The following is a 14624-nucleotide window of genomic DNA, read 5'->3' as shown; positions in this document are numbered from 1 at the left end:
CTGTCCCTCGTTCCGCGATCAAAGCGCGTCATCATTGGTCTCGCCGGTTCGCACGCGCAGCGCACTTTCAACGTCGAGAACGAAAATCTTGCCGTCGCCGATTTTCTCGGTCTTGGCGGTGGTTGCGATGGTGGTCACGACCTGTTCGGCCATGCTGTCCTGCACCACGATCTCCAGCTTGACCTTTGGTACAAAATTCACGGCATATTCGGCACCGCGATAAATCTCGGTATGACCAGATTGCGAGCCAAAACCTTTGATTTCAGACACCATCATACCGCGCACGCCAACGGCGGTCAGCGCTTCGCGGACCTCCTCCAGCTTGAACGGTTTAATTGTTGCAATGATGAGTTTCACGTTCTTCCCCTTGCAAATTCTCGTGCAGGCCCTCGTTTCGGCAGCGCCTGCTTGCACGCAGACAAAGAGCGCGTGCAGGGCAAAACGGCAAGATTGCTGCAGGTGCGAAGACGGTGGTTAATGAGTCCTTTTGCACAATTTTTGCACAAATTGATACCTTCGCCTAATTATTGTGCAACGCAAAAAGGCGGCATCGGCGACTCATCGCGGCTCTACATTTGTGAAAGGACCCGCTATAGTCGTCGAAAATCAGACGAAACAGTCAATCGAGCGGATCATGAGCGGAAACGGCAAAAAGCCCCCTTTGGTGGCTGACAAGCGCTATGCGAAAAAACCAGCAGCCAAGAAAAAGGCCGCTCCCACAAAGAAAACCGCCAAACCGGCGGCACGGCGTAAGGCGTCGCCAAAGCGGGCGGCACCCAGCGGGCCTTTGGGCTGGATTCTAGCGTCGTTTCGCTGGGTTTTTCGCCTGTTCTGGGCCTTTACATGGCGGATCGGCCTGATCGCTGCGTTGATCATCGGCGGGTTCTCTTTCTACTTCGCAGCCCAAATGCCCGCGATGGCTGATCTGATTGACGGTCGCACGCGGGGGTCTGTGACCCTGACCGACCTGCAAGGCGAGGTATTTGCCTGGCGCGGCGATCAATTTGGCGGAATGGTCACCACCGACACCGTGTCCCCGCATCTGCACAACGCCGTGGTCGCAACCGAGGATAAGCGATTCTATCGTCATTTCGGCATCTCTCCGCGTGGTATTGCCTCTGCCGTGCGCATCAATCTGCGTGCTGGTCGCGGGCCATTATCCGGAAACGGCGGATCGACGCTGACCCAACAAACGGCAAAGCTGCTGTGTCTGGGCGTACCATTTGACCCCAACAAATGGGACAGCGAACGGGATTATGAAAATGATTGTCGGCAAGGATCGCTTTGGCGCAAAGCGCGAGAAGCTGTCTATGCCATCGGGATGGAAATCGCCTATACCAAAGAGGAAATCCTCACCATCTACCTGAACCGCGCCTATCTTGGTGCGGGTAGCCGGGGGTTTGAGGCCGCGGCCCAACGTTATTTCGGCATTTCGGCCGCTGAAGTGAGCCCGGCCCAAGCTGCAATGCTGGCAGGTCTGCTGACCGCCCCCTCCGCCAATGCGCCCACCCGCAACCTGCAACGCGCCCAGGACCGCGCGTCGATCGTCATCGGGTTGATGGAAGACCAAGACTATATCAGCGAGGCCCAAGCCCGTGACGCGCGATTGAACCCTGCCACCTTGTCTGACGCAGCGCGCGCCAACTCTGGCGGATTCTTTGCCGATTGGGTGATGTCCAGCGGTCCCGAGTTCTTTACCCGTGATACTACCGAAGATGTGCTGATCCGGACGACGCTGGACCAGCGTATTCAGGCCGCCGCAGAAGAGGCGCTGATCGAAGTCTTTGAAAGAGACGTGCGCGAAGGGTCCGAAGCGCAAGCCGCGATCGTGGTGATGTCTGCCGATGGCGCTGTGCGCGCCATGGTCGGCGGGCGCAACATTACCGCCACAGGCGCGTTCAACCGGGCCACACAGGCGCTGCGCCAGACAGGGTCGGCGTTCAAACCCTTCATCTATGCCGCCGCCCTCGATCTGGGCATGTCACCTTATGACATGATCGAAGATGCGCCGACTTGCTGGGAACGGCGCGGCTCGGCATCATGGTGCCCGGAAAACTATGACCGCGAATTCGTGGGTCCAATCGCTATGGTCGATGCGCTGGCCACCAGCCGCAACATCCCGGCGATCCTTGTGTCAGAGGAAGTGGGTCGCGGGCTGGTCAGTGATGTGGCGAACGGTTTTGGCCTTCAGGGCGATCTGGCCGCTGGCCCTGCGCTGGCGCTGGGTGTTTCGGAAAGCACACTGCTTGATATGACGGGCGCCTTCGCGGGTATCCTGAATGGCGGATCACAAGTGACACCCTATGGCCTGACCGATCTGCGGTTTATGGGCGACAACACCCCCTTGATGGATGCAACGGGTGTCGGCATCGGCGAACGCATCATACGCGAAGAGGCCGCGCGTCAGTTGACGTGGATGATGACCAAGGTTGTCGATGAAGGCACAGGCCAACGCGCGCGCATCAATGGCTGGCCCATCGCAGGCAAAACCGGAACGACCCAAGGGTCACGCGACGCGTGGTTTATTGGCTTTACAGGGGACTATGTGACCGGCGTGTGGATGGGGTATGATGACAACTCGCGCCTGAGCGGTGTCACAGGCGGCGGGCTACCCGCAACGATCTGGCGCGAGACGATGGTGCGGGTGCTTGAGGGCAAACAGCCTACAGCGCTGCCGATGACGATCCCACAGCGGCCTGCATTTGCAGGTGTGTTGGAAAGCCGGGGGGGCGAGGTTGCGGACGGGGATATCTTGGATCTGCTGGATGCCATCATCTCGGACGGCAACTAAAAAGGGACGCCGCGCAGAATTGCGCGGCATCCCAAATTTTCCGTTCGCGAAGGCCTTAGAAGTTAAAGCCGGCCCGGATAGACAACGTATCAATATCCAGATCGAACTCGGCATCATCGTTAGGGTAATCGCCTGATGTCCGGCGTGCCAGATACTCTGCACCAACAAAGATCTGGTCGTTGATCATGTAGTCAACGCCAGCGCCAAAATTGAAGCCCGTGCCGTCAAAATCTTCGCCATTCTCATCGTAGTTTGCAAATGTGATACCAGCGACACCATAAGCAAGTATGTCACCAAAACTATAACCCACGCGGCCTTTGATATCGGTAAATGGTGTCAGTTCTTCACCGTCACTAATTTCGGCGTTCGGCGCGACGGTTAATGCAACTTCGCCGCCGTAAACGAGATCACCACTTTGAATCAACATACCAGCGAAAGCGCCAAAACCCAAAGAGTCATCGAAATCAAACGTCGTGGATGGCGTGGTAGCCAGTTCAAAGTCGGCCTCTGCGTTGACCGTGCCGACAGCGCCACCGACATAAGGTCCATTCCAATCTGCTAAACCGACCGTCGGGATAAGGGTGATAAGCGGGAGAGCAAGTGTCTTCGCCAAATAATTCATTCGTCTTTCTCCAGTTCCAAAATAGAGATGGGCGTAATACGCAATGCGGACACAGCTTTGAAGAAAGTCGACCAGCCATCGCCTTTCTACACAGCAGGGGTGCCCGCCACATCCGCCGCAACAGTAGGGCAAGCGTTTACACTTTCAAAGTGTATGGTCGGTTAGAGGGGCCTAAATAGGCGGGATTCCACGCGTTTTCCCGCACAGGTAGAGTGCCCGTTATTGGCCTGATACTGCTATTACTGGCGATGCATCGGGCGACATGGTCAAGACGATCGCGCTTACCGCTCTTGCAAGGCCAGCCGCACCCCGAGCGCACAATAAATGCCACCGACAACTTTGCCTTGCCATTTTAGGACCACGGGATTGCGCCGCAGGAAGTTGCCAAGACCACCGGCGGCAACCGAATAAACGATAGTGCTGAAAAACCCGATCAATGCAAAAACAACGCCCAAGATTGTAAGCTGCAGCATCACGTTCCCTTTTTCGGGTGCTACAAATTGCGGCAGGAACGCAAGAAAGAACAACGCGGTCTTTGGGTTTAAAACTTCGGCCAGGATGGCTTGTCGGAATGCCTGGGGCGCCGTGATCGGGACGCGGCCCTGCCCCAAGTCAACGGATGTTTTCTCAAGGATCGCCTTCAATCCAAGGTAAACCAAATATGCAGCACCCAGATATTTCACGAGCGTAAAAAGCGTCGCCGACGCCGCAATGATGGCTGAAATTCCGACGACGGCCATGATCGTATGTAGAAAGTCGCCAGCCGTGATGCCCGCACCGGTCGCGATACCGACTTTGGTTCCTGACGTTGTCGCGCGCGCAACGGTCAAAAGCGTCGCGGGACCGGGAATGAAGACGAAGCCCAGAACAATCAAAGCGTATGTCACCAAAATAGATGGGTCGATCATTCTGCGGCCTCCTGCGCTGCGTGCGATCTCAGCAATCCATAATCCGCTGACGATGGCAAGCGCGCTGAAGTATTTGGTGATTGTCAGCCATGTTCACGACCCCGGATCATCGCACCGATCATAGCGGAAGGCATACCCGCTCCAGATCATATAGAGACCTGTGTCTTCGGCGTCAGGCATCAGCATGGCACGTTCTGTCCATGTTTGACCGTCGCCAGAGCATTGCATCTCATAAAGCGTGGCGTCCATATCGACGATGTCGACCGGGCTGGTCATCCGGCATTCGACCTCGACCCCGTAAAAGATGTTGTTCTCGATCTTCAGCGATCCGCCATCAACACCGACCAGACTGCATTCCGCATTGGCGGTCTGTCTGTAGACCCCGTCATAAGGTCCAGCGAAAAGGGCAGCAGGTGCCATCGCAACGACGGCGTAGATATGCGACAGTTTTACTTTCATCAGGGTGCCATCATTGCGCATTTCCGCCTTGCGGTTCAATCATTTATGCAGATTAAAGCGAATTTGATAAATACCGTTCACTCTGCCGGGCTTTACGGTAGGTTATGGATGCACAAGGCAAGCTAAGAAAAGGCGACAACGGGTTCATGTCTGACGAACTGACAGCGAAAGGCCGTGCAGAACTGCTGCAAACGCGGCGGGAAAGCCGCCATCTGTATTGGATTGTGGGTGTTTTCAGCTTCTTTGTGAACCTGCTGATGCTGACCGGCCCGCTTTATATGCTGAATGTCTATGACCGGGTGCTGAGTTCGCGGTCGTTTGAGACCTTGCTGGCCTTGTCCGTTTTGGTTGCGTTTCTTTATGGCGTCATGGGTATCCTGGACTTTGTACGCGGGCGGATCATGGGCCGCGTTGGTGCGCGTTTTCAGGCGCGGCTTGACCGGCGCGTGTTCGCGGCCGTTTTGAAGGCAACAACGCTTAACCGTGCGCCCCGTGAGGCCGCAACCGGCCTGCGCGATCTTGAATCCGTGCAGCGCCTGATCACTTCCCCTGCCCTTATGGCGCTATTCGATCTGCCGTGGGTGCCGTTGTTTTTTCTGGGTATTTTCATCTTCCACCCGCTGATGGGGCTGTTGGCTGTCGCTGGTGCGGTCGTCTTGTTGATCGTCGCCTTGCTGAACCAGTTCGTGACCCGCAAACCACTCCAAGCGGCGAACGCCGCCGGCTTTGCCTCTGAACAACTGGGCGCGCATATCCGCGATGAAAGCGAGATGGTGCATTCACTGGGCATGCGTGAGGCCGCGTTTGACCGTTGGCAGGTGGCCCGTGGTCGGTCCCTTGATACGACCATCGACGCCGCCGATGCCTCTGGCACCTTTACCGCATTGACCAAGTCCTTTCGCCTGTTTCTGCAGTCGGCGATGTTGGGCCTTGGTGCCTATCTGGTTTTGCAAAACCAACTGTCCCCCGGCGCGATGATCGCAGGTTCCATCCTGCTGGGTCGTGCGCTGGCCCCCATAGAAATGCTGGTCGGCCAATGGGCCATGTTCCAGCGCGGGCGTGAAGGCTGGCAGAACCTATCGGTCCTCTTGGGCAATATCCCCGAAGAACAGCCGCGCACGGTTCTGCCGCAACCCAAAGCCCGCTTGGTCGCCGATCAGGTCACCGTGGTGCCACCGGGCGAAAAGCAGGCCGCACTCCGCCTGATCAGTTTTGAGGTCAACCCCGGCCAGGCGGTTGGTGTCATTGGCACATCCGGGGCAGGCAAATCCACTTTGGCCCGCGTCATCACCGGCGTCTGGCAACCTGCGGGCGGTAAGATCCGTCTGGATGGCGCCGCCCTTGATCAATATGACCCGGATGTTTTGGGCAAGCATGTGGGCTACCTGCCGCAACGCGTGCAGCTGTTTGACGGGACCATCAAGGAAAACATTGCCCGCATGTCGATGCAGCCTGATGATGCCAAGGTTGTCGCCGCCGCCAAAACGGCCGCCGCGCATGAAATGATCCTGAAACTGCCCGATGGCTATGACACACGTGTGTCGGCCACAAGCGGGCGATTGTCAGGCGGACAAATCCAACGGATCGGACTGGCCCGCGCGCTTTACGGTGAACCTGTTGTCATCGTCTTGGATGAGCCCAACTCCAACCTTGATAACGACGGATCCATCGCGCTGAATAGCGCCATCAAAGCGTTGAAAGCGGAAGGCAAGATCGTCTTCATCATGGCGCACCGCCCCTCTGCCATTCAGGAATGCGATCTTTTATTGGTGATCGAAGGTGGTGCGCGCCGCGCCTTTGGCCCCAAAGATGAGGTGCTGGCCGAAATGGTCAAAAACCACGACGAGATCAAACGCAGCACCGGCAAGGCCGGGGGTGTATCATGAGCGATGCAAGCACCAAACGCTGGTCGGCGGCCAAGCATCTGACAATCGGCGGGCTGGCCCTGCTGATCCTTGTGGGTGGCTTTGGGACTTGGGCTGTGATGGCGCAAATCACTGGTGCGGTGATCACCTCGGGCCAGATTGAGGTGGATCGCAACAGGCAGGTCGTGCAGCACCCTGATGGCGGCGTTGTGGAAGAGATCATCGTTGACGAAGGCGACACCGTGCAGGCCGGTGATCTGCTGTTGCGCCTTGATCCGACCACGCTGCAATCCGAACTTGCAATCGTGGAAGGCCAGCTTTTTGAAATCCTCGCGCGTCGGGCGCGGCTTGAGGCAGAGCGCGATGATGCCGCCAGCCTGACATTCAGTGAGGTGCTGCTGGAGGTCCAAACGCCCGAAGTGCAAAAGCTCATGGCCGGGCAGGAACGCCTGTTTGAAGCCCGGTTGGAAACCAGCCGTAGTGCTGTTGAACAGTTGACCCAACAACGCGCGCAAATCGCAAGCCAACTTACGGGGATCAGCGCCCAGCAAGACGCACTTGCCACCCAACAAGAACTGATCGCGCGGGAACTGACCGACCAACAAAGTCTGCTGGACCGGGGACTGGCCCAAGCCAGCCGCGTGCTGGCACTGCAACGCGAAGAGGCCAGCCTGCTGGGCACCGTTGGCGAATTGACCGCCCAAGGCGCGCAGGCCGCTGAACGCATGACCGAGATTGAATTGCAAATCCTCGGCCTGTCATCAACCCGGCGCGAAGAGGCGATCACCCAACTGCGCGACCTGCAATTCAACGAATTGGAACTGTCGGAGCGACGCCGGACCCTGCGCCGCCAGTTGGATCGTCTGGATATCCGCGCGCCAGTATCCGGTATTGTCTACGGGCTACAGGTCTTTGCCGAACAATCGGTCATCCGCGCGGCCGATCCAGTTCTGTTTCTGATCCCCCAAGACCGCCCGCTGGTGATTGCCACGCAGGTGCAGATCGTCGACGTGGACCAGATTTTTGTGGGCCAAGAGGTCACATTGCGCTTTTCGGCCTTTGACCAGCGGCGCACACCTGAACTGCAAGGCAAGGTCACGCTGGTGTCTGCCGATGCCTTCCAGAATGAAACCTCCGGCGCATCTTATTACCGCGCCGAAGTGCAACTGGACGAAGGCCAGATTGAACGCCTGCCCGCGGATATGACCCTGATCCCCGGCATGCCGGTTGAAGCCTTCGTGCGCACCGCTGATCGCAGCCCGATGGACTATCTGATCAAACCGCTGGCTGACTATTTTACCAAAGCCTTCCGCGAGTCGTGATTGCACCCCGCTATTTTGCCCGCTAGCGTCCGGGCAAATGATGGGAGAACTGCAATGAGCGTGATTGAAAACAAATTGGCTGAACTGGGCGTGACCTTGCCTGATGCGCCGGCCCCTGCGGCGAACTATGTGCCTTATGTAATTGCCGGCGACATGGTGTATGTCTCTGGCCAAATCTCGGCAAATGCTGACGGGATGATCAAAGGCAAACTGGGCGATGACACAACCGCCGAAGACGGTGCATTGGCTGCAAAGACCTGCGCGATCTCGCTTTTGGCGCAGCTCAAGGCGGCCTGCGGTGGTGACATTGATCGTTTGGTACGCGTTGTGAAACTTGTGGGGTTCGTGAATTCGACACCTGACTTTGGCGACCAACCTAAAGTGATCAACGGGGCGTCTGATTTCATGGTTGCGGCTTTGGGTGACAAAGGCCGTCATGCCCGGTCCGCTGTCAGCGCCGCCAGCCTACCCTTTGGCGTGGCTGTTGAAATTGAAGCGATTTTTCAGATCAAATGACCCTGCCCGCGTCCTTTTTCGCCCGCCCGATCACCCACCGTGCCTTGCATGATCGTAAGGCGGGGCGGGTTGAGAACAGCGTCAAATCCATTCAGGCGGCATTGGATGCCGGTTACGGGATCGAAATGGATGTGCAGCTCACCAGCGATGGGCATGCGATGGTGTTTCATGATGACATGCTGGATCGGCTGACAGGTGAAACCGGGCCGGTACGCGACCGGACGCGTGCGGAATTGGAAGCCATCCCGCTGACCGATGATGGTGGCATGATCCCGTCGCTTGAAACCGTGCTTGCCATGGTCGCAGGGCAGGTCCCGCTGCTGATTGAGATCAAGGATCAAGACGGCGCGATGGGCCCGAATGTTGGCCCATTAGAAGCGGCGACTTGTGCGACGCTTAAGGACTACACCGGTGACGTTGCCTTGATGTCGTTCAACCCGCATGCGGTCGCTGCATGTGCCGAGCTTGCCCCCGACATCCCGCGCGGCATCGTGACCTCAAGCTATCAGGCACAGTTCTGGCCCGAAGTGCCCGCCGACACCCGCGATAGACTGCGCGACATCCCCGACTACGACCGCACCGGATCCTGCTTTATCAGCCACGAAGCCAGCGACCTCGACCGCCCCCGTGTTGCAGAACTGAAAGCGCGGGGCGCAAAGATCTTCACTTGGACCATTCGATCCGCCAAGGCCGAAGCCGAAGCCCGCCGTATCGTCGATAATGTGACATTCGAGGGCTACTTGGCTTGACGCCGCCCGCGATGCGCCCAAGTTGCAGGTCATGAGCGACGCACCCATCGAAATCACAGCGCATCCGACCATCAACGCGATTGACGCGGCCGATTGGGATGCATGCGCCTGCCCCGAGGCCGCAGGCGGGCGGCCCAATGATCCGTTCACGACGCATCGCTTCTTGAAAGCGTTGGAGGATAGCGGGTCGGTTGGTCCCGGCAGCGGGTGGCAACCGCGCTACATCACTGCAAAACAAGATGACACGCTGATCGCGGTCGCGCCGCTTTATGCCAAAGGGCATTCACAGGGCGAATACATCTTTGATCACAACTGGGCGCATGCCTATGAAAACGCTGGCGGGCGTTATTACCCCAAGCTGCAAATTGCCGTTCCGTTCACGCCTGCCACCGGGCGGCGGTTCCTGACTAAACCCGGACATGAGGTCACCGGCATGTCCGCGTTGATCCAAGGGGCGGTTCAGATTGCAGCGGACAATGAAATATCTTCGGTGCATGCCACTTTCTGCACCGAGGCCGAAGCCATCGCCGGTGCTGAGATGGGTCTGCTCACCCGGATCGGGCAGCAGTTTCATTGGGTCAATGACGGCTATACTGATTTTGACGCCTTCCTCGCCTCGCTCTCCAGCCGCAAACGCAAGAACATGCGCAAAGAACGGGCCACGGCGAATGGTTTTGGCGGTGAGATTGTCGAACTGACTGGCGATCAGATCAAGGAAGAGCATTGGGATGCCTTCTGGATTTTCTATCAAGACACCGGCAACCGCAAATGGGGCACGCCTTACCTGACGCGGAATTTCTTTCACTTTGCCCAGCAAAATCTGCGCGACGACATGCTGATGGTGCTGGCGATGCGCGACGGGCGGCCTGTGGCGGGTGCGCTAAATTTCATCGGGCGCGACACGCTTTATGGCCGCTACTGGGGTTGCACCGAACATCACCCCTGCCTGCATTTCGAGGTCTGCTATTATCGCGCCATCGGCTATGCCATCCGGCACGGGTTGGCCAAGGTCGAAGCTGGCGCGCAGGGCGAACATAAGCTGGCACGCGGCTATCTGCCCGTGGCCACCCATTCGCTACATTGGTTTGGCGATGCCGGGTTCAAAGATGCCGTTGCCCGCTATCTGGACGCCGAACGCGATGCCATCGACAACGAAATCGAAGTGCTGACAAGCTACGGCCCATTCCGCAAAACCAACATGGAGGATCACCAATGACCGACAAATTGACCGACGCAGAGCGCGCAGAACACATCGACCCCCTACTGGCAAACGGCTGGGAGATGGTTGACGGGCGCGAAGCGATCTACAAGAAGTTCGTCTTTGCAAATTTCGTGGAGGCTTTCGGATTTATGACCCGCGCTGCAATCCATGCCGAGAAGCTGAACCATCACCCCGAATGGTCTAACGTCTATAAAACCGTCGAAGTTACCTTGACGACGCATGATGCAGATGGCCTAAGCGCGCTCGACGCCAAACTAGGCGCGAAACTGGACCAACTCGCCGGGGGCTAAATTGGACGCATTGCTGAACACCGTGCTCTGGGATGGGAAAACCATCGCGGACTTGCTGACACTCGAATTCCTCGCATCGGCGGTGGGCAATGTACTCGCTGCACTTGCGATCCTGTTCATCGGTTTTCTGGTTGGTGGCTGGGTCCGGCGGCGGCTTGTGGGCCTGGGTGGAAAGCATGCGCATCTTGATATCACGCTATTCAACTTTCTTGGTAACGTGGCCCGCTACGTCGTTGTCGGTTTTGCATTTCTATTCGTGCTCAATACGTTTGGCGTGCAAACAACCTCGGTTGTCGCCGTCATCGGTGCAGCCGGTCTTGCGATTGGTCTGGCCCTGCAAGGGACGCTGTCAAATGTCGCGGCTGGGGTGATGATTGTCTTCTTCCGCCCCATCAAGATCGGCGATTTTGTCGAGGTGAACGGGCAGATGGGCACAGTCAAAGAGATCACGTTGAACTACACCGAGCTGGCGGCCATCAGCAACGTGCAGATCATCATCCCCAATAGTCAGGTTTGGGGCAACACGATCATCAACTATTCCACCTATGACACCCGACGCGCAGAATGGGTGTTTGGTGTGGGCTATGGTGCCAACCTCAAAACCGCTGAAGAAACAATCCGGAACACCATCATGGCTGACCCGCGCGCCAAAGCCGAACCAGAGCCCTTCATTCAGGTGAACAACCTTGGCGACAGCTCAGTCGATTTTCTGGTGCGGGTGTGGTGCGACAGTGCGGACTACTTCGGGTTCCAAGCCGATATGAAGCGGCAGGTGAAAGAAGCGCTGGATGCCGCTGACGTACCGATCCCATTCCCGACACGTACAATCGTCAACGTCAGCGAATAGGGCGGCACATCAGCCCCGCCCTGTCGGGATTATTCCATCGCTTCAAGCAATGTCTCGCCAGCGGAAATCTCGCATTCGCCGGGGTTGGTTTCGGCGTTCAGGATTTTCACCACACCGTTTTCAACAAGCATCGAATAACGCTTTGACCGGTTCACAAAGCCCACGGGCGGGGCGCTGAAGTTCATGCCGATAGCCGTCGTGAATCCGCTTTCCGCATCTGCCAGCATCGTGATGCCTGCATCGGTGGCGTGGGTATTCTCGCCCCAGGCCTGCATGACGAAAGGATCGTTGACTGACACGCAGATAATCTCGTCCACGCCTTTTGCTTTGAAGTCATCAAACGTCATCATAAAGCTGGGTACATGCGCGGTTGAGCAGGTGCCCGTGTAGGCTCCCGGCAAGCCAAAGATCACAACCTTGCGGTTTTCAAGCTTGTCAGACAGCGCCACTTGCGTTGGTCCGCTTTCGCCGATGATCAGCAATGTTGCATTTGGCAATGTGTCGCCTGTTTGAATTGTCATAAGAATAGCCCCTGTTCGCAATTGTGTATTCGCAGGCTTCACATATAGAGTTCGGCGAAACAAGGGCCAGACGCACATGAAAAGTAACACCGTGACCCACGTGGTTGTCGTAGGCGCAGGCCAGGCTGGCGCATCGCTGGTCGCGAAGCTGCGCACCGAAGGGTTCGCCGGTGACATCACCTTGATCGGCGCTGAGAAGGTGCCACCTTATCAGCGCCCGCCTTTGTCAAAGGCCTATTTACTTGGGGAAATGGCCGAAGAGCGGCTTTATCTGCGCCCTGTGGAATTTTACTCCGATCAGAACGTTGCCCTACGGCTGGACACCCGGGTCACCGGGATTGACCGTGATGCAAAGACCCTGACGCTGAGCGATGGGGAGACGCTTGCCTATGACGAACTTGCCCTGACAGTCGGCGCACATCCGCGCACGCTGCCTGCAGCCATCGGCGGGATGCTTGATGGCGTCTTTGCCGTGCGTGACCTGAGCGATGCCGATGCAATGGCCCCGGCCTTTACGGCTGGCAAGCGGGTTTTGATTATCGGTGGTGGCTATATCGGGTTAGAGGCGGCGGCGGTTGCCTCAAAGCTGGGGCTACAGGTGACGCTGGTGGAGATGGCGGATCGTATTTTGCAGCGCGTTGCGGCGCCGCAAACCTCGGACTATTTTCGCGCTCTGCACCAAAGCCACGGCGTTGATATCCACGAAGGTGTCGGCCTTGATCGGTTGCTGGGTGACGATCACGTCAGGGGTGCCAAGCTTACCGATGGCACCGAACTCGCGATTGATTTCGCGGTCGTCGGTGTTGGCATCACCCCTGCAACGATCCTTGCCGAAAGCGCGGGCATTGATGTGGGCAACGGAATTACCACGGACGTTCACGGGCGTACCTCTGACCCGCATATCTGGGCGGCGGGTGATTGCGCGTCTTGCGTGTTCAACGGCCAGACGATCCGCCTTGAAAGCGTCGGGAACGCCATTGATCAGGCTGAGGCCGTCGCGATCAATATCGCGGGCGGCGATGCCCCCTACGTCCCGAAGCCATGGTTCTGGTCGGATCAATACGACTGCAAATTGCAGATCGCAGGGCTGAATATGGGCTACACGGACGTTTATGTGCGCAAGGGTGATGCACCCGGCGTGCAGTCAAATTGGTACTACAATGGCACGACACTTTTGGCAGTCGATGCGATGAACGACCCACGCAACTACATGATCGGCAAGCGGTTGATCGAAGCGGGGCGCAGCCCTGACCCGGCGCTGATCACCGATCCTGCCACGGATATGAAAGCGCTGTTGAAACCGTGAGGATCATTGGCGGCAGTCATCGTGGGACGGCCCTCACCGCCGTTGGCAAAGGGGACGCGGGCGCACATCTGCGGCCCACCACAGACCGGGTCCGCGAAAGCCTGTTCAATGTCCTGCAAGGCGGGCGGTTTGGTGATCCGATCGGTGGCGCACAGGTGCTGGACCTGTTTGCCGGAACGGGGGCTTTGGGGTTAGAGGCGCTATCGCGCGGCGCGGCCCATGTGACCTTTGTGGAAAACGGGCGTGTTGGGCAAAAGCTGATCCGCGAGAATATCGAAAAACTGCGCAGACAAGCGGACACCACGGTTCTTGGGCATGACGCCACAAAGCTGGGGCCGGGTCATGCCTGTGATCTGGTGTTTCTCGATCCGCCTTACGACCAAAACCTTGGTGGCAAAGCCCTACAAACAGCGAAGGCCGGGGGATGGATTGCACCGGACGCTCTGATCGTCTGGGAGGAAAGCCGCGCGCAGATCGCACCAAACGGTTTTGTCAGCTTGGATCAGCGGCGCTATGGCGATACCTGGGTCAGCTTTATGCGCCATGCGTCCTAAGCTCGTTATCTTTGATTGCGACGGTGTTCTGGTCGACACCGAGGCGGTGACGAATACCGTGATTGCTGATTTTCTGGGGCGACATGGACTGGTCATTCCACCGGATGAGATCATCACGCTGTTCTCTGGCGGCACCATGGCATCGGTCGGGGTTGAGGCGGCCAAGCGAGGTGCGCAATTGCCTGACGGCTGGTTGGACCAGATTTACGGGGTCGTCTTTGACGCATTGCGGCAGGGCGTCGAGGTGATCGCAGGGGTAAATGACCTGATCGACCTGTTGGTTGCGCACGATATCGGCATCGCAATCGCATCAAACGGACCGATACCGAAAATGGAGATCAGTCTGGGGCCGTCGGGCCTGTGGTCCCGCTTTGAAGGGCGCATTTACTCGGGTCATCAGCATGGGCCAAAGCCCAAGCCCGATATGTTGTTCCAGATTATGCGGGACTTTGGTGTGACGGCGTCTGAAACAGTTATGATTGATGACATGCCGTCCGGTTGCCGGGCCGCGCAGGCGGCGTGCGTGCAGTGTTACGGGTATGTGGCGGACGGTGATCCGACGCGGCTGGATGGGACAAAAGCGATCAAGGTCACCACAATGCGCGAAGTCGCGAGCGCGCTGGGTTTGCCCGCGAAACGGTAAACGGCTAAG

16 protein-coding genes are annotated in these 14624 nt (G+C 57.7%); 11 read left to right on the top strand and 5 right to left on the bottom strand.

Annotation, left to right across the window (positions count from 1 at the left end; translation table 11 throughout):
- Nucleotides 1-18: 18 nt before the first annotated feature.
- A complete protein-coding gene (locus MWU60_RS10150) occupies nucleotides 19-357 on the bottom strand; it encodes a P-II family nitrogen regulator (RefSeq protein WP_247227156.1) in 339 nt (112 codons plus the stop codon).
- Nucleotides 358-634: 277 nt separating this feature from the next.
- Here MWU60_RS10150 and MWU60_RS10145 point away from each other — a divergent pair, with 277 nt between their 5' ends.
- Nucleotides 635-2791, top strand: coding sequence for a transglycosylase domain-containing protein (locus tag MWU60_RS10145; protein WP_247227155.1), 2157 nt, complete (start codon nucleotides 635-637; stop codon nucleotides 2789-2791).
- 55 nt (nucleotides 2792-2846) lie between these two features.
- Here MWU60_RS10145 and MWU60_RS10140 read toward each other — a convergent pair whose 3' ends face one another.
- From MWU60_RS10140 to MWU60_RS10130, 3 genes are all read right to left on the bottom strand, one after another.
- Entirely contained in the window at nucleotides 2847-3413 is a 567-nt protein-coding gene (locus MWU60_RS10140) for a porin family protein (RefSeq protein WP_247227154.1), read from the bottom strand.
- 281 nt (nucleotides 3414-3694) lie between these two features.
- Nucleotides 3695-4321 carry a LysE family translocator gene (locus tag MWU60_RS10135; RefSeq protein WP_247227153.1) on the bottom strand — a complete coding sequence of 209 codons (627 nt, stop codon included), beginning with the start codon at nucleotides 4319-4321 and terminating at the stop codon, nucleotides 3695-3697.
- Nucleotides 4322-4414: 93 nt separating this feature from the next.
- On the bottom strand, nucleotides 4415-4801 hold the full coding sequence (locus MWU60_RS10130) for a hypothetical protein (RefSeq protein ID WP_247227152.1): 387 nt from the start codon (nucleotides 4799-4801) through the stop codon (nucleotides 4415-4417).
- Between the two features lie 125 nt (nucleotides 4802-4926).
- On the opposite strand from MWU60_RS10130, the gene MWU60_RS10125 reads away from it, so the two are divergent.
- From MWU60_RS10125 to MWU60_RS10095, 7 genes are read left to right on the top strand one after another with little or no spacing between them, the layout of a single operon-like run.
- Nucleotides 4927-6666, top strand: coding sequence for a type I secretion system permease/ATPase (locus tag MWU60_RS10125; protein ID WP_247227151.1), 1740 nt, complete (start codon nucleotides 4927-4929; stop codon nucleotides 6664-6666).
- Nucleotides 6663-7967, top strand: coding sequence for an HlyD family type I secretion periplasmic adaptor subunit (locus MWU60_RS10120; protein ID WP_247227150.1), 1305 nt, complete (start codon nucleotides 6663-6665; stop codon nucleotides 7965-7967). The genes MWU60_RS10125 and MWU60_RS10120 overlap by 4 nt, the downstream gene beginning before the upstream one ends.
- Nucleotides 7968-8021: 54 nt before the next feature.
- Complete coding sequence (locus MWU60_RS10115) at nucleotides 8022-8483, top strand: RidA family protein (RefSeq protein ID WP_247227149.1); 462 nt, start codon at nucleotides 8022-8024, stop codon at nucleotides 8481-8483.
- Nucleotides 8480-9232: a glycerophosphodiester phosphodiesterase family protein gene (locus MWU60_RS10110; protein WP_247227148.1), complete on the top strand. Its 753-nt coding sequence runs from the start codon at nucleotides 8480-8482 to the stop codon at nucleotides 9230-9232. The genes MWU60_RS10115 and MWU60_RS10110 overlap by 4 nt, the downstream gene beginning before the upstream one ends.
- Before the next feature lie 31 nt (nucleotides 9233-9263).
- Nucleotides 9264-10448: a GNAT family N-acetyltransferase gene (locus MWU60_RS10105; RefSeq protein ID WP_247227147.1), complete on the top strand. Its 1185-nt coding sequence runs from the start codon at nucleotides 9264-9266 to the stop codon at nucleotides 10446-10448.
- Nucleotides 10445-10744, top strand: coding sequence for a 4a-hydroxytetrahydrobiopterin dehydratase (locus MWU60_RS10100; protein WP_247227146.1), 300 nt, complete (start codon nucleotides 10445-10447; stop codon nucleotides 10742-10744). Before MWU60_RS10105 ends, MWU60_RS10100 begins: the two co-directional genes overlap by 4 nt.
- A 1-nt stretch (nucleotide 10745) precedes the next feature.
- Nucleotides 10746-11591: a mechanosensitive ion channel domain-containing protein gene (locus MWU60_RS10095; RefSeq protein WP_247227145.1), complete on the top strand. Its 846-nt coding sequence runs from the start codon at nucleotides 10746-10748 to the stop codon at nucleotides 11589-11591.
- A 29-nt stretch (nucleotides 11592-11620) separates the two neighbouring features.
- On the opposite strand, the gene MWU60_RS10090 is transcribed toward MWU60_RS10095, so the two are convergent.
- A complete protein-coding gene (locus tag MWU60_RS10090; protein ID WP_247227144.1) occupies nucleotides 11621-12112 on the bottom strand; it encodes a peroxiredoxin in 492 nt (163 codons plus the stop codon).
- 91 nt (nucleotides 12113-12203) lie between these two features.
- Here MWU60_RS10090 and MWU60_RS10085 point away from each other — a divergent pair, with 91 nt between their 5' ends.
- Genes MWU60_RS10085 through MWU60_RS10075 form a run of 3 tightly spaced genes read left to right on the top strand, consistent with a single transcriptional unit; the run spans nucleotide 12204 to nucleotide 14615 of the window.
- Nucleotides 12204-13418 carry an FAD-dependent oxidoreductase gene (locus tag MWU60_RS10085; protein ID WP_247227491.1) on the top strand — a complete coding sequence of 405 codons (1215 nt, stop codon included), beginning with the start codon at nucleotides 12204-12206 and terminating at the stop codon, nucleotides 13416-13418.
- A complete protein-coding gene (gene rsmD / locus MWU60_RS10080) occupies nucleotides 13415-13972 on the top strand; it encodes a 16S rRNA (guanine(966)-N(2))-methyltransferase RsmD (protein ID WP_247227143.1) in 558 nt (185 codons plus the stop codon). The genes MWU60_RS10085 and rsmD overlap by 4 nt, the downstream gene beginning before the upstream one ends.
- A complete protein-coding gene (locus MWU60_RS10075) occupies nucleotides 13962-14615 on the top strand; it encodes an HAD family phosphatase (RefSeq protein WP_247227142.1) in 654 nt (217 codons plus the stop codon). The genes rsmD and MWU60_RS10075 overlap by 11 nt, the downstream gene beginning before the upstream one ends.
- Nucleotides 14616-14624: the final 9 nt, after the last annotated feature.

The sequence above is a fragment of the Yoonia sp. F2084L genome, assembly GCF_023015625.1.
In the GTDB taxonomy this organism is placed as follows: domain Bacteria; phylum Pseudomonadota; class Alphaproteobacteria; order Rhodobacterales; family Rhodobacteraceae; genus Yoonia.
The sequence above is the reverse complement of the archived record's forward strand: the minus strand, read 5'-3'. Positions and strand labels throughout refer to the sequence as shown.

Bases quoted from the DNA above. Each gene is read 5' to 3' on its own strand.
- MWU60_RS10115 (WP_247227149.1), top strand. From the start codon at position 8,022: ATGAGCGTGATTGAAAACAAATTGGCTGAACTGGGCGTGACCTTGCCT.
- MWU60_RS10125 (WP_247227151.1), top strand. From the start codon at position 4,927: ATGTCTGACGAACTGACAGCGAAAGGCCGTGCAGAACTGCTGCAAACG.
- MWU60_RS10090 (WP_247227144.1), bottom strand. From the start codon at position 12,112: ATGACAATTCAAACAGGCGACACATTGCCAAATGCAACATTGCTGATC.
- MWU60_RS10100 (WP_247227146.1), top strand. From the start codon at position 10,445: ATGACCGACAAATTGACCGACGCAGAGCGCGCAGAACACATCGACCCC.
- MWU60_RS10120 (WP_247227150.1), top strand. From the start codon at position 6,663: ATGAGCGATGCAAGCACCAAACGCTGGTCGGCGGCCAAGCATCTGACA.
- MWU60_RS10140 (WP_247227154.1), bottom strand. From the start codon at position 3,413: ATGAATTATTTGGCGAAGACACTTGCTCTCCCGCTTATCACCCTTATC.
- MWU60_RS10130 (WP_247227152.1), bottom strand. From the start codon at position 4,801: ATGCGCAATGATGGCACCCTGATGAAAGTAAAACTGTCGCATATCTAC.
- MWU60_RS10145 (WP_247227155.1), top strand. From the start codon at position 635: ATGAGCGGAAACGGCAAAAAGCCCCCTTTGGTGGCTGACAAGCGCTAT.
- MWU60_RS10110 (WP_247227148.1), top strand. From the start codon at position 8,480: ATGACCCTGCCCGCGTCCTTTTTCGCCCGCCCGATCACCCACCGTGCC.
- MWU60_RS10135 (WP_247227153.1), bottom strand. From the start codon at position 4,321: ATGATCGACCCATCTATTTTGGTGACATACGCTTTGATTGTTCTGGGC.
- MWU60_RS10105 (WP_247227147.1), top strand. From the start codon at position 9,264: ATGAGCGACGCACCCATCGAAATCACAGCGCATCCGACCATCAACGCG.
- MWU60_RS10075 (WP_247227142.1), top strand. From the start codon at position 13,962: ATGCGTCCTAAGCTCGTTATCTTTGATTGCGACGGTGTTCTGGTCGAC.